The sequence below is a fragment of the Variovorax palleresanus genome, from assembly GCF_051144945.1.
Lineage (GTDB): Bacteria > Pseudomonadota > Gammaproteobacteria > Burkholderiales > Burkholderiaceae_C > Variovorax > Variovorax paradoxus_S.
This window is the reverse complement of the sequence record NZ_JBJNVP010000002.1, coordinates 2,185,163-2,209,162: the sequence shown is the minus strand read 5'-3', so window position 1 is coordinate 2,209,162 and position 24,000 is coordinate 2,185,163. Positions and strand designations below refer to the sequence as shown.

Below are 24,000 nucleotides of genomic sequence, written 5' to 3'. Positions count from 1 at the left end.
CAAGAGAGAAGAATCGGGGCACGCCATCCACCATTCCAAAAAGGACCTCTCCATGAACGCCGTCGCCCGCCTTCCCGCACAACCCATCAAGCTCTACGGCAGCGCCATCTCGGGCCACGTGCACCGGGTGCGGTTGTTTCTCTCGATGCTCGGCCTGCCCTTCGAGAGAATCGAGCTCGACCTCAAGCAGCGCGCCAGCCGTACGCCTGAGTTCCTGGCGCGCAACCCCTTCGGCCAGGTGCCGGTGATCGAGGACGGCGAGGTCACGTTGGCCGATTCGAACGCGATCCTGGTCTACCTCAACGAGCGCTACGCCTCCGATCCGGCGGCCTGGATGCCGCGTGATCCGGTGGGCGCCGCGCGCGTGCAGCGCTGGTTCTCGGTGGCGGCCGGCCCGCTGGCCTATGGCCCTGCGGCGGCGCGCGTCATGGCGCTGTTCGGCCGCGCCGACTCCGGTGAAGCAGTGACGCGTTCGCACGCGCTGCTCGCGGTGATGGAGATCCACCTGGAGCAGCTGCCCTTCCTGGCCGCCCCTTCCGCCACGCTGGCCGACATTGCGAACTACGCCTACGTTGCCCATGCGCCCGAAGGCAGCGTGTCGCTCGAACCGTATCCGCATGTGCGGGCCTGGCTCGCGCGCGTGGAGGCCTTGCCCGGTTTCGTGCCGATGGTGCGCACGCCTGTCGGGATGGCGGCATGATCTCCGCGCCGTTCCATGCGGGCGAGCGCGCGCTGCAAGCCCAGACCGGCTGGCGCGATCGCATGGAGGCCTTGGGCCCGCGCGTGATCCGCGACTACATGCCCGACCAGCACCGCGAATTCTTCGCGCAGCTGCCGTTCCTCGTGGTGGGCAGCCTCGATGCCAGCCTGCAGCCCTGGGCCAGCGTGCTCGCGGCGCCCGCGGGGTTCGTGCATTCGCCCGATGCCACGCACCTGCGCATCGATGCGCTGCCGGCGGCCGGCGATCCACTGGCCGGCCAGCTCGCGCAAGGCGCTTCGCTGGGCCTCTTGGGCATCGAGCCGCACACCCGGCGGCGCAACCGCATGAACGGCACGGTCGAGTTGCTCGATGCCGCGGGCTTCATGGTCGAGGTGCAGCAGAGCTTCGGCAACTGCCCGCGCTACATCCAGGCGCGGGAGCCCGTGTTCGCGGCTGCGCGCAACGCCCACAGCGTGCCGGTGCAGCGACTCGACACGCTCGACCTGGCCGCCCAGCGGCTCATCGGCAGCGCGGACACGCTGTTCATCGCGACGGCCTATCCCGACGAAGCGGCGGTCGGCGACGATGCCGATGCAAGGTCGCACGGTGTCGACGTGTCGCACCGCGGCGGCCTGCCGGGCTTCGTTCGCGTCGACGAAGGCGGCGTGCTGACCGTGCCCGACTTCAACGGCAACCGCTTCTTCAACACGCTGGGCAACCTGGTGGCCCATCCGCGCGCTGGCCTGCTGTTCATCGACTTCGACAGCGGCGAGCTTCTGCACGTGGCGGCCACGGCCGAGATCGTGCTGGACGGACCCGAGCTCGCGCAGTTCGAAGGGGCCGAGCGCCTGCTGCGGCTGCATGTCGACCATGCATTGCGCCGGCCCGCCGCCCTGCCGCTGCGCTGGGGCGATGCCGAGCTGTCGCCGCACCTGGCGGGCTCGGGGCGCTGGGCCCCTCAGTGAAAGACGGGGATGCGCGCGTTGGCTGAAGGGCGGTAGCTCCAGCCGCGTTCGCGCATCGCATCGAGATCGGGCGCGCGACTCAGCAAAGCCTCGAGCCCCGCGGCTGCGAGCGTGCAGGCCAGCGCCTGCCCCGGACAGGCGTGCACGCCGTGGCCGAAGCCCAGCATGCGGCGCCGTGCGCGCACGAGCGTGAAGCGGTCGGGGTCGGGGTTGAACGCCGGGTCGCGATTCGCAGCCGCCAGCACGAGCAACACCGCATCGCCCGCCGCCAGCGTCGTGCCTGCGATGGTGATGGGTTCGACCGCGAAGCGGCGCGTGTTCTGGACCGAAGGGTCGTGCCGCGCGGTTTCCAGGGCAACGGCCTGCAATCCGTCGCGTGTTCTTGCGGCTCCACGCAGTGAAGGCTCGCGCATCAGGGCGATGAGGCTGTTGCCCAGCAGGCCCGCCGTCGCATCGCAGGTCTGCGAGAGCAGGCCGACGAGGTTGGCGAGCAGCGAACGCGAAAGAGGCGCGCCGGCATCATCGCTTTCGGCCAGCACCGCCGCGAGCAAGCTTCCGTGTCGCGGCGGCGCGCCCGCGGCCAAGGCCTCGAAGCGCGCCATGAGTTCGTTCGCTGCGACGCTGGCGCCTTGCAGCTGGTCGGCGCTGGAGAGCGGCGACAGGCAGGCGACGAAATCGCGCATCCAGTGGTCGACCTTCGGCAGCGCCTCGTCGGCGAAGCCGAGCAGATGAGCCACCGTACGAACCGGCATCGAAAACAGCGCATCGGACAAGGGTTGTGCGGGCACGCTGCGCGCGACCTGCAAGGCGGCCGCGTGAGCGGCATCCAGGTCCAGCCCGGCCAGCGCACGTTGCAGCGCGGGCCGGTGTGCCTGGTGCGCGGCGCCATCGTTCATGCGCACCAGGTGGCCGAACACTTCACCGGCCGCGCTGCCGACGATGGCGCGCGGCACTGGTTCGGCGGCCGGCCGCACACGCAGCGCGCCGTGCGCGAGCAGCAACGACTCGATGACGTCCGCGCGGCTCGCGACCCACGCGCGCAACCTCTCGTTCCACACGAGCGGCGGACCCGCGCGAAGCCCGGCATAGAAGGGGTAGGGGTCGGCATGCGTGACGGCCGCGACCGGGTCGGCGACGGGCGTATCGGCGAAAGAATTGGGGCTTGGATTCATGGGCCGCAGTGTGCGGTTGAAGCCGCCGCCACACTTCGCCCGCGAACGAAGTGTGGATTGCGGCTGCGCCTTAGGATCGGCGCATGGACACGTCCTCTTCATCGAACGCCGATCTCCAGCTGGCCCGCCTGGCCGGCGCCATTGCCGAGCCCGCGCGCGCCCGCATGCTGAGTTGCCTGATGGACGGCCACGCGCGCACCGCCACCGAGCTTGCCGCCGTCGCCGAGGTGGCCGCCTCCACCGCCAGTGCGCATCTCGCGCGCCTGAAGGAAGAGCGGCTGGTCGAGTTGCTGGTGCAAGGCAAACATCGCTATTTCCGCCTGGCCGGCGACAACGTCGCGGCCGCGCTCGAGAGCCTCATGGTGGTGGCCGGCGCGCCGCGCGCGGCCGAGTTCAAGCCGAGCACCCCAAGCCGGCTGCGCACCGCGCGCACCTGCTACGACCACATGGCGGGCACGGCCGGTGTCGCGCTGCACGATCGGCTGCATGCGCAGGGCTGGCTCAGCGGACTGCAGAGCGGGTCGTACGAGCTCACGGCCGAAGGCGCCATCGCGCTGGAGAGCCTGGGTGTCGAGATCGACGCGGTGCGCCGATCGCGGCGGCGCTTTGCCTGTGCCTGCCTCGACTGGAGCGAGCGCCGTCCGCACCTGGGCGGCGCGCTCGGTGCGGCCTGGCTCCAGCTGTCGCTGCGCCGCGGCTGGGTGCGGCAGGCGCTCGACGGGCGCGAACTGACGCTCACGCCCAAGGCGCAGCGCGAGATGCCGGAGTTGTTCGCCTGAAAAGCGTCTTCAGGCCTTCAGTTTGAGCAAGTAGATCATCGGCCCGGCCATGGCCAGGTCCAGCTCGAGGAAGCTCTCGAAATCCTTGCCCGCCATCCAGTACGCATCCCAGTTGTTGCGCTTGATGGTCTTCTGCCAGACGTCGGCGGTGGTGGCGCGGTGCACGGCTTCGAGCAGCACGGCCTTGCGGTCCGCGGGCACCTTCTTGCCGGTGAGCACGCCGCGCCAGTTGGCGAGGTCGGCATCCACGCCCTGCTCGCGCACCGACGGAATGCCCAGAAACGGCCGCTTCGACGACACGCCGATGGCGCGCAGCTTGCCGCTGGACAGGCTTTCGCTGAATTCGCTGAAGCCCGAGATTCCCGCAACGGCCTTGCCGGTCATGAGTGCCTCCACCACCTGGGCGCCGCCGGGGTACGGCTGGTAGACCAGGTTCGCGGCGTTGCCGGCCACGCGGGCCAGCATGCCGGCGTACATGTGGTCCACGCCACCCGCCGAGCCGCCGGCGATGACGGTCTTGGCCGCGTCGGCGCGCAGCTGGGCGATCAGGTCCTTCGGTGTCTTGATAAGGGAGTCGGCTTTCACCGCCACCACTTCGTAGTCGCTGGTGAGGCGCGCGACGGGCGCGACCTGCGCCATGGTGACGGCCGGCTTCTGCAGTGCCACCGCGCCGACCATGACCATGCCGCTCATCAGCAGCGTGTCGGGATCGGCATCGTATTTTTCGACGTACTTGGCCAGCCCGATGGTGCCGCCCTTGCCGCCGATGTTTTCGTAGGTCACCTCGCCGGCCGCGCCCGAGGCCAGCAGCGCCGCGCCGAGCGCACGGCCGGTCTGGTCCCAGCCGCCGCCTTCGTTGGCCGGAATGACGATGCGCAGCTTGGAGACGAGTTGCGGCTCGGCCGCCCCGGCCGAACGGGGCCACAAAGCGGCATGCCCGGCGCCCGCGACGGCGGCCGCGCCCGCCATCCATGCGTTGAAATTGCGGCGCGAAAGGCCCGCGAGCGACGAACGAGGCATTTTGTTTCCAGTTGTTGAGAACGGTAACCGAATGATCCACGCGAATTGCGTCGCCCGCCTACACCCGGAAGTAGGTGAAAACCCTAGGAAGTGCCAACTATTACTGAAAAGCGACCTCCGCGAAGCTCCGCAGCTTGCGGCTGTGCAGCCGCGTGGAGCCCTGTTCGCGAAGGATGTCGATGGCCCGCATGCCGATGCGCAGGTGCTGCTCCACGCGTTCGCGGTAGAAGTGGTTGGCCATGCCGGGCAGCTTGATCTCGCCGTGCAGCGGCTTGTCGCTCACGCACAAAAGCGTGCCGTAGGGCACCCGAAAGCGGAAGCCGTTGGCCGCGATGGTGGCGCTTTCCATGTCGAGCGCCACCGCCCGGCTCTGGCTGAAGCGCCGCTGCGGCTGGTTGCCGGGCAAAAGCTCCCAGTTGCGGTTGTCGGTGCTCGCCACCGTGCCCGTGCGCATGATCTTCTTCAGGTCGGGCCCTTCGTAGCGGGTGACGTCGGCCACCGCTTTTTCCAGCGCGAGCTGAATTTCCGAAAGCGCCGGAATCGGCACCCACAGCGGCAGTTCCTCATCGAGCACGTGGTCTTCGCGCACATAGGCGTGGGCCAGCACGTAGTCGCCGAGCTGCTGCGCGTTGCGAAGCCCCGCGCAGTGGCCCAGCATCATCCAGGCGTGGGGGCGCAGCACGGCGATGTGGTCGGTGATGGTCTTGGCGTTGGCCGGGCCGACGCCGATGTTCACCATGCTGATGCCGCTGCAGTCCTCGCGCACCAGGTGGTAGGCCGGCATCTGGGGCAGGCGCGGTGGCGCCGTGCCCTGGCTGCCGTCGAGCAGGCCGCCGTAGTTGGTGCTTGCGCCCGCAGGCAGCCCGCGCCGCCGCGTGATCACGTTGCCGGGCTCGATGAAAGCGACGTACTCGCTTTTTTCGTCGGCCATGGCCTCATGCCCGAGGCGCACGAACTCGTCGATGTAGAACTGGTAGTTGGTGAACAGCACGAAATTCTGGAACCACTCGGGCGCCGTGCCGGTGTAGTGGCGCAGGCGGTGCAGCGAGTAGTCCACGCGCGCCGCCGTGAAGAGCGAGAGCGGCTGCGCCTCGCCGGCCTGCGCCTCGTAGGTGCCGTTGGCAATGCCGTCGTCCATCACGCCCAGATCGGGCAGGTCGAACACGTCGCGCATCAGCGCGCGCCGCTCATCGCTCATCGTGCCTTCGATGTGGTCGTTCTCGGCAAACGAGAAGTGGATGGGAATCGGCTGCGTGCTGGTGCCGACCTCGATGTCGACCTGGTGGTTTTCGAGCAGCAGGCGGAACTGGTCGAGGTAATAGCGCGAGAAAAGATCCGGCCGCGTGAGCGTGGTTTCGTAGCGGCCCGGCCCGGCGACGAAGCCGTAGCTCAGCCCCGCGTTGGCCGGCGGCGTGTGGCGCGACACGGTGTGCGTGTGCACCCGCACGAAGGGGTAGCAGGCCCGCACCCGCCCCGGCAGCGCCTCCCCGGCCACGAAACGCAGCATCGACTCCCGCAGATGCGCGAGGCCAGCCTGGTAGATGGACTTGACCTGTTCGAGAGCGGCGGCGGCGTCGGTGAAGCGGGCGGGGGCGACGAAGGTGGGCATGTAGGGCATGTCGGCATTGTGCAATGCCTGCCCGATCCGATCAGCCGATGTCGCCGTGAAAGTCGCCGCGCAAATACTGGCGCAGCAGCGAGCCCGCCAGGGCCGGTTCGCGCTGCAGCATCAGCTGCATCTTGCGCAGCACGATGTCGCAGTAGGCGGCCGGATTCGCTTCGCGCCACTGGCGGTCCTTGGTGCGGCCCGCGTCGTCGCCGAACTCGCCTTTCGTCTGTTCCTGTACCAGGCGGTACTCGGTCTGGAGCGCCTGAAGATCCACCTGCGGATCGGTGCGAACCGTGTCACGGCGCATGCCAGCGTCGGCGGAGGCGTATACATCCGCTACCGCCTGCAGGAAGGCCGCAGCGCTGGCGTCGCTCAGCACCCGCTCCGACAACGGATGCGGCACGCCTGGCTCAGGGTACAGCGTGCGGACGCACTTCTGCGGATCGGCCGCCTTCATCTGCTGCAGCGTGTCGCGCATCACGTGCGCCCATGCCACGGCCGTGGACTGGTCGACGAAGCCCAGCCGCTCGCGAACCAGCGTCGCGAACAGGGGGCGAATGCGCACGAAGGCGTCCTCGAGCTTCACCCCTCTGCCGACCTCGCTGCCCAGCGCCGCCTGCACCTTGGCCGCATCGCTCGGTGCGTATTTCCGGATGGCTTCGTATGCGGGGTTCGCACTCAGCTGTTCCCGGACCTTGACCTCGGGATTGATGCGCGACTGAACCGACGGCAAGCGGCTGATGCCCCAGGTCGCGGCCGCGAAGATGGCAAGGAACAACAGGAACTGCCGCACCAGGCTGCCGTCCTCGGGCGACTGGTCCCGGTTCGATACGCCCACGACAACGCCGGCGATCGCTGCGCATACGGGCAACAGCAGCAGCACGACGGCGTAGCTCAGCCACAGGCCGGCCTGCTGGCTGGCAGGGATTGCGAACATGCTGTTGCCGCTCATCGTGGGCCTCCGGTTTTCTTCTTCACGATGCCTTGGCGCCAAGCAGGCCCACGCGCCAGCCGGCGGCGCGCAGCAACCGGTTGGTTTTGGCACTCAGGTAGACCAGGGCGATCAGGTTCACCAGCGGCACGAATGCCAGCACCATGAACAGGATCTTGCCCGAGGTGCCGTGGCCCAGCCCGGAGCAGATGCGCACGATGCCGAACAGGCTCACCGCCGCCGTGGCGATGTACAGCGCCGAGGCAACCAGCGGCGGGAGCGATCCTCCCCGCGCGGCGGCCGACAGCACGAAATTCGCGATGAGGCAGTAGATGACGGTCTTCTGCCCGCTGGCGACGAGCGACAGCGACAGCTCCTGTTCGTCGTACGGCTCGACGGATTCGCGGGCCGGTTGGCGGCTGGCCGGCCTGGTGCGGCCTCCCGCGGCGGAGGTGGGCGCAGGCGCCTCGGCGGGCAGGGTGCCAAGGACTTCCCAGCCGCGCGCGCCGAAGATGTACAAAAAATTGGACACCCGATGCTCGCCCGCCGCATGGTGCAGGCGTGCAGCCATGCGCGCGAGTTCTTCGGTCGCGGCGCTGTCGCCGGCATCCGCGAAGAACAGGCTGCCGCGCCGCGGTATCGCCGCGACCACGCCCTTGGGAAAGGCCTGCAGCTGGGTGCGCCAGAAGCCGCGATCCAGCAGGTAGCTGGCGTCGGTGTCCGCGTCGCCACGGCCCGTGAACTGATAGACGCCCTGGCCGAACAGCCCATGCTTGGGCGCTCCGCGCGCACGGCGCGAGTTCACGGTGACCTGCGTCATCGCGAGTTGAGGTGTGAGGTTCAGGCGTTGCAGGTCGGACTCTTTGGCGACCGCATTGGTGCCGTCTGACGCCGTGAACATGAAGCGCAGCTGCATGTCGCCCAGGTAGTCGTAAACCGCCGGTGGGTCGTCGCCTTCGACGGCCGGCGCACCCAGTTGCTCGATGCGCTGCTCGCTTGTCTTGCCGCGCTGGAACGCGACAGACAGGTTTTCGCGCAGACGAAGGGCGGAAACGGGCATGGCGGAAACTCTGGGGTAGTGGGGTTGGAGACGGCGGGCCGCGCGCATTGTGCCCGGCTTCAAACCGTTAACCTGGACAGATTCCATCAACAACCGCGAAAGGTGAAGCAATGAAAGTCGCAGTCATGGGCGCCGGTGCAGTCGGCTGCTACTACGGCGCCATGCTGGCGCGCGCGGGCCACGAGGTGGTGCTGATCGGGCGGCCCTCGCATGTGGAGGCCGTGCGCGCCAACGGGCTGCGGCTGGAGACGAAGGCTTTCGACGAGCAGGTGAAGCTCGGGGCAAGCACGGAAGCGAATGCGGTGCAGGGCGCCCACCTGGTGCTGTTCTGCGTGAAGTCCACCGACACCGAATCGGCCGCGGCGCAGATCAAGCCGCATCTCTCGCCCGATGCACTGGTGCTCACCTTGCAGAACGGGGTCGACAACGACGAGCGCGTGCGCTCGGTGCTGCCGTCCAACGACGTGGCCGCCGCCGTGGTCTACGTGGCCACCGAGATGGCGGGGCCGGGCCACGTGAAGCACCATGGCCGCGGCGAACTGGTGATTGCGCCTTCACGCAGCAGCGAGCAGGTGGCGCAACACCTGGCCGCGGCCGGCGTGCCGACGCAAATCTCTGACAACGTGCGCGGCTCGCTCTGGGCCAAGCTGGTGCTGAACTGCGCCTACAACGCGCTATCGGCCATCACCCAACTGCCCTATGGCGAGGTGGTGAAGGGCCAGGGCGTGGCCGAGGTCATCCGCGACGTGGTGGCCGAATGCCTTGCCGTCGCCAAAGCCGAAGGCGTCGCCATACCCGGCGACACCGACGCCGCCGTGCGCGGCATTGCGCAGACGATGCCCTCGCAATACTCATCGACCGCACAGGACCTCGCACGCGGCAAGCCGAGCGAAATCGATCACCTCAACGGCTTCGTCGTGCGGCGCGGCGAGGCGCTCGGCGTGCGCACGCCCGCCAACCGCGTGCTGTTCACGCTGGTGAAGCTGCTCGAAAGCAAGCCGCGGTCTTGTTGAGGGGCCCATTCGCGAAACACCGCGGAACCGGCTTTGCCGGGCCGCTGGTGTTGCCCCCGGTAGGGGGTTGGCGTAGCGACACGAAGTGCGCGAAGACTGGGGGCGAGCCCTTCCTCTAGCCTGGCATTGGTTCGCGCATCGTCACGAACTCTTCGGCCGCAGTTGGGTGGATGCCCACGGTGCTGTCGAACAGCGCCTTGGTTGCGCCCGCGCGCATCGCCACGGCAAAGCCCTGCACGATCTCGCCCGCATCGGCGCCCACCATGTGCAGGCCGACCACGCGGTCGGTGGCCTTCTGCACCACCAGCTTCATGAAGGTGCGCTCGCCGCGTCCAGAAAGCGTGTGGCGCAGCGACTTGAATTCGCTCGAGAACACCGTGACCTCGCCGAACCTGGCGCGCGCGTCGATCTCGGTGTAGCCGCAGGTGCCGATGTTCGGGTGCGTGAAAACCGCGGTCGGAATGTATTCGTAGTCGAGGGCGCGCTTGCCTTGGCCGAACAGGGCATCGACCACCACCATCGCCTCGGCCAGCGCCACGGGCGTGAGCTGCACGCGGGTGGAAACGTCGCCCACCGCATAGATCGACGGCACCGAACTGCGGTAGTGCGCATCGACTGCGATCGCGCCGCGCTCGTCGAGCGCCACGCCCGCGGCCTCCAGGCCGAGGCCCTGCGTGTTGGGCACGCGGCCGGTGGCAAAGAGCACCGTGTCGGCGTCGATCTGCTGCCCGCGCGCCAGCGTGACGACGAGCCCGTGCGGGCCGCGCGCGATCGACGTGGCTTCGATGTTGAGCCGCACGTCGACGCCCGCCTTGCCCATTTCGTGCGCCACGAACTGCCGCACGTCGTCGTCGAAACCGGTGAGCAGATGCGCGCGGCGATGCAGCTGCGTCACCTTGGCGCCCAGGCCGTTGAAGATCGACGCGAACTCGCAGGCGATGTAGCCGCCGCCCACCACCAGCAGGCGTTTCGGAAAAGGGCTGAGATCGAACATCGCGTCGGAGGTCACGATGTGCTCGCGTCCCGGAATCTCCGGCACGTAGGGCGTGCCGCCGGTGGCCACCAGCAGATGGCGGGCCGTGTGGCGCTTGCCGTCGATTTCGACCGTGTGGCCGTCGGCCAGCTGCGCCCAGCCCGTGACGAGGGTGACGCCGGAATTCTTCAGCAGCGAGGCATACACGCCGTTGAGCCGAGCGATTTCCTTGGCGCGCTGGGTCTTGAGGTAGGCCCAGTCGAACTGCGGCGCTTCGGGCAGCTTCCAGCCGTAGCCGGCGGATTCCTCGAAGGATTCGGCATAGCCGGCTGCGTAGCTGTAGAGCTTCTTTGGAATGCAGCCCACGTTGACGCAGGTGCCGCCGAGTTCGGCCGCCTCGGCCAAGCCCACGCGCGCGCCTTGCTGCGCCGCCATGCGCGCGGCGCGAACACCGCCGCTGCCGCCGCCGATGACGAAAAGATCGAAGTCGAATGTGGGCATGGAAAAGACGCTCCTTGGCGGCGACTGTAGCCGCCAAGGAGGCGTCGGTGCTGGCGGGGCCTGCGCGCGGTGCGATGCAGCGCCGCGCGCCCGCCGTTCAGCGCTGGTCGGGAGAGGTCACGAGCCGGCGACGGTCGTCGCCGGGGCGTTGGCCCGGTTGGGCCGGGGGGTGGGGCTGGACCTGGGGCTGTTGGGCTTGAGGTGGCGGCGCAAAACCGCGTTGCTGCTGTATCGCGCGCACCTGTGCTTCCTGGGCCTGGCGTTGAGCCTGCTGTTGTGCCTGGAGCTGCTGCTGAGCCTGGGCTGCGCGTTGCTGCGCCTCTTGCTGCTGGCGCAGCATCTGTTGCTGAGCCAGGGCCTGCTGCTGCGCCGCGCGCTGTTGCTGCTGCAACTGCTGCTGGGCTTGCGCCTGTGCCTGTGCCTGTGCCTGTGCCTGGGCTGCCGCACGCTGCTGCATCTCCTGCTGTTGCCGCTGTGCCTGTTGCTGTTGCTGCAGTTGCATCTGCTGGTGCTCTTGCGGCTGTCGCCTGTTTTGCCACTGCTGCTCCTGGGCGCCGCGCTGCGGCCACTCCTGTTGCTGCTGCTGGCGCAAGCCCTGCTCGCGCTGCCATTCCATTTGCTGCCGTTGCTGCAGCTGCTGGGACGGTTGACCCTGCAATGCGCGCTGCTGCGCCTGCTGCATCTGCCGGGCCTGCCGCGCCTGTTCGTATTGCTGTTCCTGCTGTTGGCGCAGCATCGGCGGGGTCGGCGGCGGCAGCACGGCCGCGGGCCGGCCGAAGCCGCTGCCGAAGCCGTGCACGGGCACGCCCGGCGCTGGCACCACCGGCACGCGCGCAAAGCGGTCGTCCGGCACACGCACCAGGTCGCGCCGGCCGAAGGGGCCGCGGCCGAAGCGGTCGGCCGGCAGCACGGTCACAGCGCCCGGCATCCGCTGGTTGGCATAGAAGTCGTTGCGCAGCTCGGCCTGCCGGTTCCGGTAGGCGGCCATGCGGTTCACCTGGTCCACGTAGCGCGGGCTCGCGCGATAGGCGGGCCGCCATGGCTCGCCGGGCGCCAGCGGGAACCAGCCCACGCCGCTGCGGCCGTCGCCGATCTGCAGGGTGGCGTTCGCGCCGCCGCCTACAAAGCCGACCAGTGCGGGCGAATACACGGGCCGCGTGGTCGTGCGCCCCGGCACCCAAGCCCAGCGCGGGCCCACGCGGGCCCAGCGGCCATAGTGGAAAGGCGCAAAGCCCCATGGCGCGGCATCGACCCAGGTCAGGCCCCAGGGCGCGATGTTCACCCACTGGCCGTCGCGGTAGGGCGCCCAGTCGGCGTCCACGTTGCGCGGAAACCAGACGTCGCCGTACGTGGGGTCGCTTTGCCAGTCGCCATACATGTCGAGCTGCTGGTAGCCGACGACTTCGCGCGACACGTAGCGCGCGGAAATCGACTGGTCCTCGATGCGGTTGCGCTCCGCCACCCAGGCATCGAAGCTGCCGTTCTGCGCCGGCGCACCGCCCACCGCGGCCAGGTTGCGGCCACCGACCGTGATCTGCTGCCGCGCGCCCAGCGATTGCGATTCGCCGTTCTCGCCATGGAGCGTGACGCGGCCAGAGGCCACCGCGATCCACGTGGTGTCGGCGGCCGGGTCGGCCGCAATGCGGTATTCGCCGGGTGCGTCGATCACCACGGCAAGGTTGCCGGTGTCGATCTCGACGCGCTGGCCCGAGAGGTCGTCGCGCACGCGCAATTGCAGGTTGCCCTGGTTCGCGGTGAGGCGCACGGTGTCGTCGTCCAGCTCGGAGAACTCGACGTGCGTCTGGCCGTCCATCCGCAGCGTCGACGAGCCGATGTGCACTTCGGCGCGCGCATTGCGGTCGGTCCAGAGCCGGTCGCCGGTGGTGATGGGTCGATTGGGCTGCGCGTCGTACCAGCTGTCTTCGCCGGCCGGCGCGAAGCTCACCGCGCCCTCGTGCAGGTTCAGGCGGGCCACGCGGCCCGGCGGGTCTTGTTGTGCGCTGGCCGCCGCGCCGAGGCACAGCAGCGCCAGTCCGAGCAGCCACCGGTGCAGCGGCCGGGGAGGAAGGATGGAAAGAGCGGGGCGTTTCATGGTTTGTCTCTGGTTCGCGGGACCGGATGAAAGCAATGCATATGTAACGCGCGAGAATCCGCTGCCGCTGTCAGCGCAAGCCCCCTGCTTGGTGAAGCGCACGCACATTCGGCAACCGCTTGTAATGAGGGACCCTGCATGAAAAACGACAAATATCAAGGCGCATCGGGCCAACCACGCTACCGAAACAAGAGCAAGCCGCGCTGGCTCGCGACGCTGGCGCTGGGCGCCATGGCCGTCGCCATCCTGCCGGCGCAAGCCCAGCTGGCGCGCAAGCCTTCCTACTATCAGCAGCAGAACAACACGGCCGCTCCCGAAGGCGCGGCCGGGCAGCCCGCAAAGCGCGTGGCGGCACCTGCGTCGCTGCCCGCGCTGCGCAGCCGGGGCGATTTCGACAGCCTGGCGCGCATCTACGACGCCGGCACGCCGATGCAGCTGGCCCACGTGCTGTTCGCGGTCGATCGCCAGGCCAGGCCGGTGCGCACCTATTACATCGACACGCCGCGCTACCAGTTGCACGTTCGCTTCGTGCGGGACACCGGGCTTGCGCCGAGCGCGGGCAAGCGCGAGATCGACCGCAACTACCTCGTGCCCGATCGCCGCTTCCTGTTCGGCACGCTGAGCTGGCAGCAGAACATCGGCAGCTTCACCTACGAGTTCTGGGAGGGCGACCAGCTCACCCCTGCGCTGCTGCGCCAGGCGGACGCAGAGGCGAAAGCCAGTTTCTTCGCGCCCGTCAAGTTCAAGACCAACTCGACGCTGCACGATCGGGTCGCCAAGGAAGCCGGCATCGACTTCGTCAGCCAGGAAGCGCTGATCCGCGAACAGCCCTACATGCCGATGAATCTGGGCACGGCCACGGGCCGCGTCCGGATCGTGGACGAGGCCTCGGGCGCGAACGCATTGAATGCGCTGTTGCCCGACGACATCGCCGTGCTGCGCCAGGTGCCGATCAACCTGCCGCCCGTGGCCGGCGTGCTGACCGAGCGGCTGTCGACCGCGCTCTCGCACGTCAACCTGCTGGCCAAGGGGTGGGGCATTCCCAATGCCTATGTGCGCGATGCCGCATCCGTGCTGCGCGAGCATGCGGGCCAGTGGGTGGCGCTCAAGGTCGCGGCCTCGGGCTACCAGGTGCGCCGCCTCACGCCCGACGAGGTTGCCGCGCTGCCGCCGCGCAACGTGCGCACCGCGGCCATCGGCGCGGTGCCCGGCAGCGCGAAAGCCGCCAGGCCCGACCTGCGCGAAACCCGTCTGCTGCCGCTTTCCTCGCTGCGCGCGCGCAACAGCGCGCAGTGCGGTTCCAAGGCCGCCAATCTGGGCGCCGTGCTGGCCGCGCGCATTCCCTCCACCACGGTGCCCGACGGTTTCTGCATTCCCTTTGCGCACTACGACCGCTTCATGCGCGCCAATGGCCTCGCCGACCGCATCGCGCGCATGCAGCAGCAGCCCGGGTTTGCGGGCGACCCGCAGACCAGGCAGAAGGCGCTGGCGCAACTGCGCGACGAGATCGTCAAATGGCCGGTCGATCCCGCCACCGCGGCGTCGTGGCGCGCCGCATGGCAATCGCAGCTGGGCGGCGGTGGCGTGTTCGTGCGCAGCTCGTCCAACTCCGAAGACCTGCCCGGCTTCAGCGGCGCGGGGCTCTACACGACGATGCCCAACGTCAAGACCGGCGACGCGCTCGAGCTCGCGGTGAAGAAGGTCTGGGCCTCGGTCTTCAACCCCGAGGCCTGGGAGGCGCGCAGCGCCGCGGGCTTCGGCGCCGAGTCGGTGCTGATGGGCGTGTTCGTGCAGACCGCCATCGATTCGACCAACGCCGGCGTGATGATCACGCGCGACCCCTTCGACGCCGGGCATCCGCACGTCACCTACATCTCGGCCAAGCGCGGCATCGGCATCCGCGTGGTCGAGGGCCAGCGCGTGGCCGAGCAGGTGATGTATTCGAGCTGGTCGAAGGCGATCCAGGTGCTGAGCCGCTCGGCCGAGGAGACGGCGCTGCAGCTCGACAAGGACGGCGGCGTGAAGGAAGTGCCGGTGGAGCTTGGCCGCAACGTGCTGACGGACGAACTGGTGCTGCGCCTTGCGAGCGTCGGTGCGGCCGTGAAGCGCTCGTTCGGCGGCCTCGACCAGGACATCGAATGGGCGACGGTGGGCGACCGCATCGTGCTGCTGCAGGCGCGCCCCTACGTGGAGCGGCGCCGCTGAGCTGGCCGGTTGGCTACTTGTAGAGCAGCTGCGGCAGCCAGAGCCCGATTTGCGGCCAGATGTAGAGCAGCACGATGGCCAGCACCTGGATGCCCATGAAGGGCAGCATGCCCAGGAAGATCTGGTTCAGCGTCACGTGCGGCGGGCTCACGCCCTTCAGATAGAACGCCGCCATGGCCACCGGCGGGCTCAGGAACGCCGTCTGCAGGTTCATCGCAACCAGCAGGCCGAAGAACAGCGGATCGACGCCGAAGTTGTCGAGCAGCGGAATGAAGATCGGCATGAAGATCACGATGATCTCGGTCCACTCCAGCGGCCAGCCCAGGAGGAAGATGATGACCTGGCTCAGCACCAGGAACTGCACCTTCGTGAGGTTCATGCCCAGCACCCACTCCTCCACCAGCGCCTGCCCGCCGAGCAGCGCGAATGCGGCCGAGAAGATGGCCGAACCGACGAAGAGCCAGCACACCATGGCCGAGGTCTTGGCGGTGAGGAACACCGACTCCTTGAGCACCGACAGATTGAGCCGGCGGTAGGCCGCGGCCAGCAGCATGCCGCCGAGCGCGCCCATCGCGGCCGCCTCGGTAGGGGTGGCCAGGCCCAGCACGATCGAGCCGAGCACCGAAAGGATCAGCAGCACCAGCGGGAAGAACGAGGCCAGCAGCATCTTGAAGATCTCGAGCCGTGCGAAGCTCAGGAACAGATAGAACAGCGTCACCAGCGCGCCGAAGATGGCGAAGGTGACCCACCACCAGCTGGGTGCCGGACGTACCGAGGCGCCTTCTGGCGCGGTTGCGGCCGCGGCCGGGCTTGCGGCGGGTGGTTGCGCCGCGGAGGCTGCTTCGGCCGGCGCGGTGGATGCGCCCGGCGGTTCCGCCAGCGGACCGGAGGAAGGCGCCTCCCCCGAAGGCGGCTCCTGCAAGCCGCCTGCCGACGGTGGTTCCTGCAGCCCGCCTGTAGAGGGGGGCTCCTGCAGTCCGCCCGCGCCCTCCGCGGGGCCGCTGCGCGTGGCGCCGATCTCCTCGATGTCGTAGCGCGCCTGTGCCTCGACCGTGGTCACGGCCTTGTAGCTGTAGCCGGCGAGCAAGAGAAAGATCACGCCGGGCATCGCGACGATGCCCAACTGCCGCAGCACGTGGGAGAACGGCACGCCCGCGTTGCGACGGCCCTTCAGCAGCCCGACCACCGCGTGCGCGGCGGGGCTTTCGGCCAGCCGCTGCGACATTGGCGACAGCGGCACCACGCGTTCGGCCTGCGACAGCGGCGGCGCCCATTGCGGCTTCAGGCGGGCGACGATGATCACGTACACCACGTAGAGCGAAGCGAGCATCAGCCCCGGAAAAAAGGCGCCCGCATACAGCTGCACCACCGAAACGCCGGCCGTTGCGCCGTAAACGATCAGCAGCACCGAAGGCGGGATCAGGATGCCCAGGCAGCCCCCCGCCGTGATCGCACCCGCGGCCAGCGGCACGCTGTAGCCCCCGCGCAGCATCGCCGGCAAGGCCAGCAGGCCCATCAGTGTGACCACCGCGCCGACGATGCCTGTGGCGGTGGCAAAGATGGTGCAGGTGACCAGCGTGGCCACGGCCAGCGCGCCCGGCAGCCGCGCGAGCGCCAGATGCAGGCTCTTGAACAGCGACTCGATGAGGTTCGCGCGCTCCACCAGGTAGCCCATGAAGACGAACAGCGGCACCGCAATGAGCACGTCGTTGGCCATGGTCTTGTAGGCTGCCTGCACCATCAGGTCGAGCGTGCGGTGCCAGTCGCGGTCATAGGCCAGCCAGGTGAAGAGCATGCCCATGCCCATCAGCGTGAACGCCGTGGGAAAGCCCAGCATGATGGCCACCACCACCAGCGAGAGCATCAAGAGGCCCAGGTGGCCGTTGGTGATGGTGTCGGCGCTCACGAGCACCGCCGCAGCGCCGATCACGATCAGCGCCATGAACGAGAGGCCGAACCAGAGTTCGCGGCGGATCATCGCGCGGCCTCCTTGGCAGCCACCACGCGGTCGAGCGCGGCAATGTCCTCGTCCTTGACGTTGACCATCTCCTTGAGCTTCTCGACGTCGACTTCTTCCACGTCCTGCTCGCGCGAGGGCCAGGCGCCGGTCTGGATGCACTGCACGCAGCGGATGATCTCGACCACGCCCTGCAGCAGCAGCGTGAAGCCGGCGAGCGGAATGATGAACTTGAACGGATACAGCGGCAGCGGCTCGGCCGAGAAGGTCTGCTCGCGTATGGCGAGCGACTCGCCCGCGTAGATCCAGCCAGCCCAGGTGAGCGCCACGATGCCCGGCAGGAAGAAGACGATGTAGAGCACCAGGTCCACCAGCGCCTGCGTGCGCGGGCGGAAGAACCCGTAGAGCACGTCGCCGCGCACGTGGCCGTTCTTCGACAGCGTGTAGGCGCCGGCGGTCATGAACATGGCGCCGTACAGCATGATCTGCGCGTCGAGCACCCACGCATGCGGGTGGTTCAGCACGTAGCGCGAGAACACCTCCCAGCTGATCAGCAGCGTGAGCAGCAGCGCGCACCACGCGAAGGTCTTGCCGATCCAGGTCGAAAAGCGATCGACGGCCAACAGGAAAGATTGCATCGAAGAGAACTCCTCGCCGCGGCCGGCGCAGCATGGGCAGCCGTGAAAAGAGGGCACCGCTGGGGTGCCCTCGGGTCATCGGGTCGGTTTCAGCTCTTCTTGGCCTGCGGACCGAAGTAGTGGTTGTAGGCCATCTTGAAATCGACCGTGTAGTCGTTGTGCCACTGGCCGGCGCGTTCTGCGAAAGCCTTCTGCGAGTCGAGCACCTTCTTGAACATCGGGTTCTCGGCCGCCTTCTTGGCAACGGTCTTGTCCCACGATGCAAGCTGCGCGCGCAGGATCGCGTCGGGCGTCTTGTAGAACTTGATGCCGGCCTTCTTGAGCTCGATGTAGTCCTGCGAATTGCGCTGGATGGCCTTCCAGCTCATGTCGGCACTGGCGGCTTGCACCGCGTAATCGATGATGGCCTTGAGATCGGCCGGCAGCGCCGCGAGCTTGCCCTTGTTGAACAAGACCTCGAACTGCTCGCCCGACTGGTGGAAGCTCTGCAGCATGCAGTTCTTCGCCACGTCGGGAAAGCCCAGCACGCGATCGCTCGAAGCGTTGTTGAACTCCGCCGCATCGATGAGGCCGCGGTCCAGCGCCGGCACGATCTCTCCGCCCGGCAGCGGGTTCACGGCCGTGCCCATGTCGGTGAACACGTCGACCGCCAGGCCCACGGTGCGGAACTTGAGGCCCTTCATGTCTTCCACGCGGGCCACCGGCTTCTTGAACCAGCCCAGCGGTTGCGTGGGCATGGGGCCGTAGAGGTAGGACACCACGTCCAGGTTCAGGCTCTTGTAGATTTCCTCGATCAGCGCCTTGCCGCCGCCGTAGTTGTGCCAGGCCAGCACCATGTTGGCGTCCATGCCGTAGCCGGGGCCCGACCCCCAGAGCGCGAGCGCCGAGTTCTTGCCATACCAGTAGGCCACCACGCCATGGCCGCCGTCGAGCGTGCCCTTGGCCACCGCATCGAGCAGCTGGAAGGCGGGCACCACCGAGCCCGCCGGCAAGACTTCGATCTTCAGGCGGGTGCCCGCCATGTCATTGACCTTCTTGGCGAAGTCTTGCGCGTACTCGTGGAAGATGTCCTTGGCCGGCCAGGTGCTCTGGAAACGCAGCGAGGTGGTCTGGGCCATGCTGACCATCGGCGCCGACATGGCGCCTGCGGCCACGGCCGCACCCTTGAGAAGGCTGCGGCGGCGGGGCGATTTGCTGTTTGTCATGTTGTCTCTCTCCAAACAAGTTCTGACCGGAAGAAATCCTGCCCACCTTCCTGGAGTTATGTTCGGCAGGCCCAATCCGCATCTTTGGCTCGGCGCAATATGCGACAAACAGGGTTTTCACGAACTGGTGAAAAATTCCATCATCCGGACGGGGCTGGGGCAAAGCTCAAGGGAGCCGTCCCACGTAGTTACCCTGTCTATCGAAAGGACGCAAAGAAATGACCGAACCCGTTGGGGAAAAGGGCTATGCCGGCGATGTGACGCCCGAACAGGCGGCGCTGTGGATGGCGAGCGGCGAGGCCGTGCTGGTTGACATACGCAGCGATGCCGAGCGCGAATGGGTCGGCTACGTGCCCGGCGCCGTGGCGCTGGCCTGGAAGCAGTGGCCGGGCATGGTGCCCAATCCGGCTTTCGACGACGGCATCCGTGCCGCGGGCGAGGGCAAGCAGAAACTGGTGCTGCTGTGCCGCAGCGGCGTGCGCTCCATTGCCGCCGCCAAGCGCGCCACCGAACTCGGCTTTGAGGCCTACAACATTCTCGAAGGCTTCGAGGGCAACCCCGACGACCAGGGGCACCGCGGCACGATCGGCGGCTGGCGCAAGCGGGGACTGCCCTGGAAGCAGAACTGAAACGAAAAACGCCCGCCGAAGCGCGGCGGGCGTTTTCATGGGGGCGGGGCGGTCAAGGCGCCGGAATGCGCAGCTTCTGGCCCGGATAGATCTTGTCCGGGTGGCTCAGCATCGGCTTGTTCGCCTCGAAGATCGCGTTGTACTTGTTGGGGTCGCCGTAGTATTTCTTCGAGATGGCCGAGAGCGTGTCGCCCTTGACCACGTCGTGGTACTGGGCGGGCGGCGCGGCCGGGGCGACCAGCTTGTTGTCGACGCTCGTCACGTTGGCCACGTTGCCCGCGGCGAGCGCGGCTTTTTCGCTGGCCTCCTGCGAGGGCGCCTGGCCGGCCAGGGTCACAAGGCCGCTGCTGGCGGTGTAGGTCACCTCGAGGCCCGTGAGTCCGAGGTTCTGCGTCTCGATGTAGGTCTTGATGGCCGCCGCGGCCTTGGTGTTGGCGTCCGGCTCGGCGGCCTGGGCCGACGATCCGCCGAACAGTTTTTCACCGGCTTCCTTGATGAAACTGAGCAATCCCATGGTGATCTCCTTGTGCCGTGGTGGATGGAACTGGCGAATGTAGCGGCGGAACGGGAGGTGCCGGCGTAGGCCCGCGCCGCGTGTGTCAACGACGCGCCAGCATGAATGCCGACAAAGTCGCAATAATCCCGCGCATGGCATCCCCCTTCCTCGCGATCGACATCGGCAACACCCGCCTCAAATGGGCTCTCTACGATGCCGCGCATCCGGGGGCTGCGCTGCAGGCGCACGGTGCCGAGTTCCTGGACCACATCGAGCGGCTGGCCGAAGGCCCCTGGGCCGACCTGCCCGCGCCCGGCTCCATGCTGGGCTGCGTGGTCGCGGGCGACGCGGTGCGCCGCCGCGCCGAGGAGCAGATCGAGGAGCGCTTCGACTGCGCGCCGCGCTGGGTGGTGTCGAGCGCAGCCGAGGCCGGCATCGTCAACGGCTACGACCATCCCACGCGGCTGGGCGCCGACCGCTGGGTGGCGATGATCGGTGCGCGCCAGCGGATGCTGGATGCCGGGCCGGCGCGGCCGATGGTGGTGGTGATGATCGGCACGGCCGTCACGGTCGAGGCCATCGACGCCGGCGGCAAGTTTCTGGGCGGCTTGATCCTGCCGGGCCACGGCATCATGCTGCGCGCGCTCGAATCGGGCACGGCCGGGCTGCACGTGCCCACCGGCGAGGTGCGCGAATTCCCCACCAACACCAGCGACGCCCTCACCAGCGGCGGCACCTACGCCATTGCCGGCGCCGTCGAGCGCATGGTGCAGCACGTGCGCTCGCATTGCGGCGCCGAGCCCGCCTGCTACATGACGGGCGGCGCGGGCTGGAAGATGGCGCCCGTCATGAACGGGGACTTCGAACTGGTCGAAAGCCTGATCATGGACGGACTCCTGGTGATTGCCCGCGAGCGAGCCGCGGGCTGAGCCCTCAAGACTCAAGGGCGCATGAGCGCTTCGGCCACGGCCTGGAATGCCGGCAGCGTGAGCGGGTCGTTCCCCGCATTGGCCGCCACCGGGTGCGCGGCGTAGCGCACGATCACCATCTCGGCCTTCGGATCGACGTAGATGCTCTGCCCGTGGATGCCGCGCGCCATGTAGGCGCCGTGCGGGTTGTTCGTGACCCACCACATGTTGCGGTACGACCAGCCCGGCAGCAGCGCGTAGCCGGCCTTGGCAAACTGGGCCCGATCACCGCCGCGCTGGATGTCCTCGACCACCGCCTTGGGAATGGCCTGCTGCCCGTTGGGCGCGCGGCCGCCGTTGCGCATGGTTTCGCCGAAGCGCGCAATGTCGCGCAGCACGGTGTTGAGCCCGCCGCCGCCCGACTCGGTGCCGATGCGGTCGACCATGAAGTAGGCGTCCTGCTCGGCGCCGATGCGGCGCCAGATCTTCTCGCTCAGCAGGTCGGCAAGCGGCTGGTTGCTGACGCGGCGAAGAATCCAGGCGAGCACTTCGGCATTCACCGTCTTGTAGGCAAAGGCGGCGTCGTGCGCGCCTTCCTTCTTCAGCGTGGCGAGAAATTCGTAGAACGACCTGGGCCCGGCGTAGTTCGGCCCCTGCACCAGCATGCCGCCGGCGCGCGCGTAATCCCAGATCTCGGCCTTCGGATCGGCGTAGTTCTCCGAGTAGTGCACGCCGATGGTCATGTCCATCACCTGGCGCACCGTGGCGTCGCCGTAGGCGGTGTCCTTGAGTTCGGGCAGGTAGCGGGTGACCGGTGCCGACGGATCGAGCTTGCCCTCGTCCGCGAGGATGGCCGCCAGCGTGCCCACGAAGGACTTGGTGACCGACATTGCGAGGTGCGGCCGCTCGGGCGTGAGCGCGCCGAAGTACTTTTCATAGACCACGCGGCCGCGGTGCAGCACCAGGATGCCGTCGGTGTAGGTGCGCGGGATCATCTGGGCGAAGGTCACCGTCTCGTTGCTGCCCAGCGGTTTGAAGGTCACGGCTTCGAGGTCGCTGCGCGGTGCCGCCGGCAGGGGGCTGGCCGCGCCGCTGCCGCGCCACACGTTGGCGGTGGGCACGGTTTCGCGCACGTGCGAGAAGCTCCAGCGCGTGCGCGGAAACGCGCCGCCGGCGGGGTTGTCGAAGGTGATCAGCTTGTCGGGCGGGGGCGGAAAGCCCTTCATCCAGCCCATGGCCTCGACCGACGTGGCCGCGGGGTCGGGCAGTGATGCGGCTGTTTGGGCGTTGGTGGAGGTGTTCACGGCAAGCAGTGTGAAGGCGGCAGCGAGCGCCGCGCGTTGGAGAAAGGCCATGGGCAAGGCTCCGGTGAATTCATCAGCGGCCGCTGAAGCGCGCGGGCCGGCGTTCGACGAAGGAACGCACGCCTTCGGCTGCGTCTTCGCTGTTCGACAGGCGCTTTTGCGTCTCGATGAATTCCGACACCGCCGCGAGCGGGCCCTGTTCCACTGCCTTGATCACGTTGAGCCGGGTGGCCACCACCGCCAGCGGCGCTTGCGCCGCGATGCGCTGCGCAATGGCCAGTGCCGCGTCGAGCTCCTGCCCGGCCGGCACCACCTTCTGCACGAAGTTGAGGCGATAGGCCTCGGCGCTGTCGAACTCGTCGGCCGTGAGCAGGTGCAGCATCGCATTGCCCACGCCCGCGCGCTCGGCCATGCGCAGCGTGGCGCCGCCCGTCGCCATGATGCCGCGCTGCACTTCCATTTGCGAAAAGCGGCAGTTGTCCGCCGCCACCACGATGTCGGCGCCCAGCATCAGCTCGATGCCGACCGTGAAGCAGATGCCCTTCACCGCCACCACCATCGGCTTGGTGCGGCGGCGGTAGTCGGGCAGGCCGAAGTCGTGCGGCTCCACCAGCCCGGCCGGAATGGCTTTTTCGCCGCGCTTCATGTACTCGGTGACCGCCGGCAGGTCGAGCCCGGCCGTGAAGTGATCGCCGAAGGCATGCAGCACGCCCACGCGCAGGTCCGGGTCGTCGTCGAGCCGGGTGTAGGCCTCGGCCAGCTGCTTGAACATCGGCGGCGTCCAGCCGTTGCGCTTGGCCGGGCGGTTGATGCCGATCAGCAGCACATGGTCGATCACCTGGGTGTCGATGCAGCCTTCCGGCGGTGGGTTGGTGGGCACGGCGGTCATGGTTTTTGTCTCCTTTTGTTTTTGTTGGATGACGCTCAGTAGGCGTACACGCCGCGTCCGGTCTTGCGGCCCAACTGGCCGGCCGCGACCATTTCCTTCAGCAGCGGGCAGGGGCGGTACTTGGAATCGCCGAACTGCTCGAGGTAGACCTCCATCACGGCCAGGCACACGTCCAGGCCAATCATGTCGGCCAGGGCCAGGGGACCGATGGGCTGGTTGCAGCCCAGCTTCATGCCGGCGTCGATGTCTTCGGCCGTGGCAATGCCTTCGGCCAGCACGAAGAAGGCCTCGTTGATCATCGGCACCAGGATGCGGTTGACCACGAAGCCCGGCGCGTTCTTCACCGTGATCGGCGACTTGCCGAGCGTCTCGGCCAGCGCCTTGACGGCGTCGTGCGTGGCGTCGCTCGTGAGGTAGCCGCGGATCAGCTCCACCAGCGCCATCATCGGCACCGGGTTGAAGAAGTGCATGCCGATGAAGCGGTCCGGCCGCGAGGTGGCGGCCGCGAGCTGGGTGATCGAGATCGACGACGTGTTCGAGGCAATGATCACCTCGGGCGCCAGCAGCTCGTCGATCTGCTTCAGGATCTTGAGCTTGAGCGCATGGTTCTCGGTGGCGGCCTCGATCACGAGTTGCGCGCTCTTCAGGTCGTCGTAATTCGTCGAGCCCTTGATCAGGGCAAGCGCCGCGCTCTTCTGCTCGGCCGTGAGCTTCTCTTTCTTGATCAGCCGGTCGAGGCTGCCCGAAACGGTGGCCAGGCCCTTGTCGACCGCTGCCTGGGCGATGTCGACCATCACCACGTTGACGCCGGCCACCGCGCAGGCCTGTGCAATGCCATTGCCCATCGTTCCGGCGCCGATGATGCCGACAGTCTGGATCGTCATGAGAAAACTCCTTGAAGAAAAAACAGGGGAAAGGGGAGCGGGTGGGGCGCTGGCCGCCACCGCGACAGGA

21 protein-coding genes are annotated in these 24,000 nt (G+C 68.1%); 7 read left to right on the top strand and 14 right to left on the bottom strand.

Translation table 11 applies throughout. The features are described 5' to 3' along the window. Positions 1-52: 52 nt before the first annotated feature. Together ACJ7Z0_RS14285 and ACJ7Z0_RS14280 are read left to right on the top strand one after the other, a co-directional pair. Positions 53-700, top strand: coding sequence for a glutathione S-transferase family protein (locus tag ACJ7Z0_RS14285; RefSeq protein WP_434790355.1), 648 nt, complete (start codon positions 53-55; stop codon positions 698-700). Next, positions 697-1,665, top strand: a complete 969-nt coding sequence (locus tag ACJ7Z0_RS14280) for a pyridoxamine 5'-phosphate oxidase family protein (RefSeq protein ID WP_434790354.1) — start codon at positions 697-699, stop codon at positions 1,663-1,665. The genes ACJ7Z0_RS14285 and ACJ7Z0_RS14280 overlap by 4 nt, the downstream gene beginning before the upstream one ends. Here the strand turns inward: ACJ7Z0_RS14280 and ACJ7Z0_RS14275 are convergent. Further along, positions 1,659-2,837 (bottom strand): cytochrome P450, encoded by a 1,179-nt coding sequence (locus tag ACJ7Z0_RS14275; protein ID WP_434790353.1) that lies wholly within the window; start codon positions 2,835-2,837, stop codon positions 1,659-1,661. The genes ACJ7Z0_RS14280 and ACJ7Z0_RS14275 overlap by 7 nt on opposite strands. An 83-nt stretch (positions 2,838-2,920) precedes the next feature. Here ACJ7Z0_RS14275 and ACJ7Z0_RS14270 point away from each other — a divergent pair, with 83 nt between their 5' ends. Next, positions 2,921-3,616, top strand: coding sequence for an ArsR/SmtB family transcription factor (locus tag ACJ7Z0_RS14270; RefSeq protein ID WP_434790352.1), 696 nt, complete (start codon positions 2,921-2,923; stop codon positions 3,614-3,616). Between the two features lie 9 nt (positions 3,617-3,625). On the opposite strand, the gene ACJ7Z0_RS14265 is transcribed toward ACJ7Z0_RS14270, so the two are convergent. The 4 genes from ACJ7Z0_RS14265 to ACJ7Z0_RS14250 form a co-directional block, all read right to left on the bottom strand. Next, positions 3,626-4,636: a Bug family tripartite tricarboxylate transporter substrate binding protein gene (locus ACJ7Z0_RS14265; protein WP_434790351.1), complete on the bottom strand. Its 1,011-nt coding sequence runs from the start codon at positions 4,634-4,636 to the stop codon at positions 3,626-3,628. A 100-nt stretch (positions 4,637-4,736) separates the two neighbouring features. Continuing rightward, complete coding sequence (locus ACJ7Z0_RS14260) at positions 4,737-6,254, bottom strand: AMP nucleosidase (RefSeq protein WP_434790350.1); 1,518 nt, start codon at positions 6,252-6,254, stop codon at positions 4,737-4,739. Between the two features lie 31 nt (positions 6,255-6,285). After that, positions 6,286-7,182 carry a hypothetical protein gene (locus ACJ7Z0_RS14255; RefSeq protein ID WP_434790349.1) on the bottom strand — a complete coding sequence of 299 codons (897 nt, stop codon included), beginning with the start codon at positions 7,180-7,182 and terminating at the stop codon, positions 6,286-6,288. Positions 7,183-7,219: 37 nt separating this feature from the next. After that, entirely contained in the window at positions 7,220-8,236 is a 1,017-nt protein-coding gene (locus ACJ7Z0_RS14250; protein ID WP_434790348.1) for a DUF1444 domain-containing protein, read from the bottom strand. Positions 8,237-8,346: 110 nt separating this feature from the next. Here ACJ7Z0_RS14250 and ACJ7Z0_RS14245 point away from each other — a divergent pair, with 110 nt between their 5' ends. Beyond that, positions 8,347-9,249: a ketopantoate reductase family protein gene (locus ACJ7Z0_RS14245; RefSeq protein ID WP_434790347.1), complete on the top strand. Its 903-nt coding sequence runs from the start codon at positions 8,347-8,349 to the stop codon at positions 9,247-9,249. A 115-nt stretch (positions 9,250-9,364) separates the two neighbouring features. Here ACJ7Z0_RS14245 and gorA read toward each other — a convergent pair whose 3' ends face one another. Together gorA and ACJ7Z0_RS14235 are read right to left on the bottom strand one after the other, a co-directional pair. Next, positions 9,365-10,723, bottom strand: coding sequence for a glutathione-disulfide reductase (gene gorA / locus ACJ7Z0_RS14240; RefSeq protein ID WP_434790346.1), 1,359 nt, complete (start codon positions 10,721-10,723; stop codon positions 9,365-9,367). 97 nt (positions 10,724-10,820) lie between these two features. Then, on the bottom strand, positions 10,821-12,815 hold the full coding sequence (locus tag ACJ7Z0_RS14235) for a DUF6600 domain-containing protein (RefSeq protein ID WP_434790345.1): 1,995 nt from the start codon (positions 12,813-12,815) through the stop codon (positions 10,821-10,823). A 138-nt stretch (positions 12,816-12,953) separates the two neighbouring features. Between ACJ7Z0_RS14235 and ACJ7Z0_RS14230 the strand changes: the two genes are divergently transcribed. Beyond that, complete coding sequence (locus ACJ7Z0_RS14230; protein WP_434790344.1) at positions 12,954-15,020, top strand: PEP/pyruvate-binding domain-containing protein; 2,067 nt, start codon at positions 12,954-12,956, stop codon at positions 15,018-15,020. 13 nt (positions 15,021-15,033) lie between these two features. On the opposite strand, the gene ACJ7Z0_RS14225 is transcribed toward ACJ7Z0_RS14230, so the two are convergent. The 3 genes from ACJ7Z0_RS14225 to ACJ7Z0_RS14215 all read right to left on the bottom strand — a co-directional run bounded on the left by ACJ7Z0_RS14225 (position 15,034) and on the right by ACJ7Z0_RS14215 (position 18,820). After that, complete coding sequence (locus tag ACJ7Z0_RS14225) at positions 15,034-16,998, bottom strand: TRAP transporter large permease (RefSeq protein ID WP_434790343.1); 1,965 nt, start codon at positions 16,996-16,998, stop codon at positions 15,034-15,036. Beyond that, positions 16,995-17,615 (bottom strand): TRAP transporter small permease subunit, encoded by a 621-nt coding sequence (locus ACJ7Z0_RS14220; protein ID WP_431126829.1) that lies wholly within the window; start codon positions 17,613-17,615, stop codon positions 16,995-16,997. The genes ACJ7Z0_RS14225 and ACJ7Z0_RS14220 overlap by 4 nt, the downstream gene beginning before the upstream one ends. Before the next feature lie 89 nt (positions 17,616-17,704). After that, complete coding sequence (locus tag ACJ7Z0_RS14215; protein WP_434790342.1) at positions 17,705-18,820, bottom strand: TRAP transporter substrate-binding protein; 1,116 nt, start codon at positions 18,818-18,820, stop codon at positions 17,705-17,707. Positions 18,821-19,038: 218 nt separating this feature from the next. On the opposite strand from ACJ7Z0_RS14215, the gene ACJ7Z0_RS14210 reads away from it, so the two are divergent. Beyond that, entirely contained in the window at positions 19,039-19,449 is a 411-nt protein-coding gene (locus ACJ7Z0_RS14210) for a rhodanese-like domain-containing protein (RefSeq protein WP_434790341.1), read from the top strand. Between the two features lie 52 nt (positions 19,450-19,501). Here ACJ7Z0_RS14210 and lysM read toward each other — a convergent pair whose 3' ends face one another. After that, positions 19,502-19,963, bottom strand: coding sequence for a peptidoglycan-binding protein LysM (gene lysM / locus ACJ7Z0_RS14205; protein WP_431126835.1), 462 nt, complete (start codon positions 19,961-19,963; stop codon positions 19,502-19,504). Positions 19,964-20,097: 134 nt separating this feature from the next. On the opposite strand from lysM, the gene ACJ7Z0_RS14200 reads away from it, so the two are divergent. Further along, positions 20,098-20,874: a type III pantothenate kinase gene (locus ACJ7Z0_RS14200; RefSeq protein WP_431126837.1), complete on the top strand. Its 777-nt coding sequence runs from the start codon at positions 20,098-20,100 to the stop codon at positions 20,872-20,874. Positions 20,875-20,885: 11 nt separating this feature from the next. On the opposite strand, the gene ACJ7Z0_RS14195 is transcribed toward ACJ7Z0_RS14200, so the two are convergent. Genes ACJ7Z0_RS14195 through ACJ7Z0_RS14185 form a run of 3 tightly spaced genes read right to left on the bottom strand, consistent with a single transcriptional unit; the run spans position 20,886 to position 23,930 of the window. Then, on the bottom strand, positions 20,886-22,208 hold the full coding sequence (locus tag ACJ7Z0_RS14195) for a serine hydrolase domain-containing protein (protein ID WP_434790340.1): 1,323 nt from the start codon (positions 22,206-22,208) through the stop codon (positions 20,886-20,888). 22 nt (positions 22,209-22,230) lie between these two features. Further along, positions 22,231-23,046, bottom strand: a complete 816-nt coding sequence (locus tag ACJ7Z0_RS14190) for a crotonase/enoyl-CoA hydratase family protein (RefSeq protein ID WP_434790339.1) — start codon at positions 23,044-23,046, stop codon at positions 22,231-22,233. A gap of 35 nt (positions 23,047-23,081) precedes the next feature. After that, positions 23,082-23,930 carry a 3-hydroxybutyryl-CoA dehydrogenase gene (locus tag ACJ7Z0_RS14185; protein ID WP_434790338.1) on the bottom strand — a complete coding sequence of 283 codons (849 nt, stop codon included), beginning with the start codon at positions 23,928-23,930 and terminating at the stop codon, positions 23,082-23,084. Between the last annotated feature and the right edge of the window lie 70 nt (positions 23,931-24,000).

Excerpts from the sequence above, each read along its gene's own strand:
- ACJ7Z0_RS14285 (WP_434790355.1), top strand. The coding sequence starts at position 53 with ATGAACGCCGTCGCCCGCCTTCCCGCACAACCCATCAAGCTCTACGGC.
- ACJ7Z0_RS14280 (WP_434790354.1), top strand. The coding sequence starts at position 697 with ATGATCTCCGCGCCGTTCCATGCGGGCGAGCGCGCGCTGCAAGCCCAG.
- ACJ7Z0_RS14275 (WP_434790353.1), bottom strand. The coding sequence starts at position 2,837 with ATGAATCCAAGCCCCAATTCTTTCGCCGATACGCCCGTCGCCGACCCG.
- ACJ7Z0_RS14270 (WP_434790352.1), top strand. The coding sequence starts at position 2,921 with ATGGACACGTCCTCTTCATCGAACGCCGATCTCCAGCTGGCCCGCCTG.
- ACJ7Z0_RS14265 (WP_434790351.1), bottom strand. The coding sequence starts at position 4,636 with ATGCCTCGTTCGTCGCTCGCGGGCCTTTCGCGCCGCAATTTCAACGCA.
- ACJ7Z0_RS14260 (WP_434790350.1), bottom strand. The coding sequence starts at position 6,254 with ATGCCCTACATGCCCACCTTCGTCGCCCCCGCCCGCTTCACCGACGCC.
- ACJ7Z0_RS14255 (WP_434790349.1), bottom strand. The coding sequence starts at position 7,182 with ATGTTCGCAATCCCTGCCAGCCAGCAGGCCGGCCTGTGGCTGAGCTAC.
- ACJ7Z0_RS14250 (WP_434790348.1), bottom strand. The coding sequence starts at position 8,236 with ATGCCCGTTTCCGCCCTTCGTCTGCGCGAAAACCTGTCTGTCGCGTTC.
- ACJ7Z0_RS14245 (WP_434790347.1), top strand. The coding sequence starts at position 8,347 with ATGAAAGTCGCAGTCATGGGCGCCGGTGCAGTCGGCTGCTACTACGGC.
- gorA (WP_434790346.1), bottom strand. The coding sequence starts at position 10,723 with ATGCCCACATTCGACTTCGATCTTTTCGTCATCGGCGGCGGCAGCGGC.
- ACJ7Z0_RS14235 (WP_434790345.1), bottom strand. The coding sequence starts at position 12,815 with ATGAAACGCCCCGCTCTTTCCATCCTTCCTCCCCGGCCGCTGCACCGG.
- ACJ7Z0_RS14230 (WP_434790344.1), top strand. The coding sequence starts at position 12,954 with ATGAAAAACGACAAATATCAAGGCGCATCGGGCCAACCACGCTACCGA.
- ACJ7Z0_RS14225 (WP_434790343.1), bottom strand. The coding sequence starts at position 16,998 with ATGATCCGCCGCGAACTCTGGTTCGGCCTCTCGTTCATGGCGCTGATC.
- ACJ7Z0_RS14220 (WP_431126829.1), bottom strand. The coding sequence starts at position 17,615 with ATGCAATCTTTCCTGTTGGCCGTCGATCGCTTTTCGACCTGGATCGGC.
- ACJ7Z0_RS14215 (WP_434790342.1), bottom strand. The coding sequence starts at position 18,820 with ATGACAAACAGCAAATCGCCCCGCCGCCGCAGCCTTCTCAAGGGTGCG.
- ACJ7Z0_RS14210 (WP_434790341.1), top strand. The coding sequence starts at position 19,039 with ATGACCGAACCCGTTGGGGAAAAGGGCTATGCCGGCGATGTGACGCCC.
- lysM (WP_431126835.1), bottom strand. The coding sequence starts at position 19,963 with ATGGGATTGCTCAGTTTCATCAAGGAAGCCGGTGAAAAACTGTTCGGC.
- ACJ7Z0_RS14200 (WP_431126837.1), top strand. The coding sequence starts at position 20,098 with ATGGCATCCCCCTTCCTCGCGATCGACATCGGCAACACCCGCCTCAAA.
- ACJ7Z0_RS14195 (WP_434790340.1), bottom strand. The coding sequence starts at position 22,208 with ATGGCCTTTCTCCAACGCGCGGCGCTCGCTGCCGCCTTCACACTGCTT.
- ACJ7Z0_RS14190 (WP_434790339.1), bottom strand. The coding sequence starts at position 23,046 with ATGACCGCCGTGCCCACCAACCCACCGCCGGAAGGCTGCATCGACACC.
- ACJ7Z0_RS14185 (WP_434790338.1), bottom strand. The coding sequence starts at position 23,930 with ATGACGATCCAGACTGTCGGCATCATCGGCGCCGGAACGATGGGCAAT.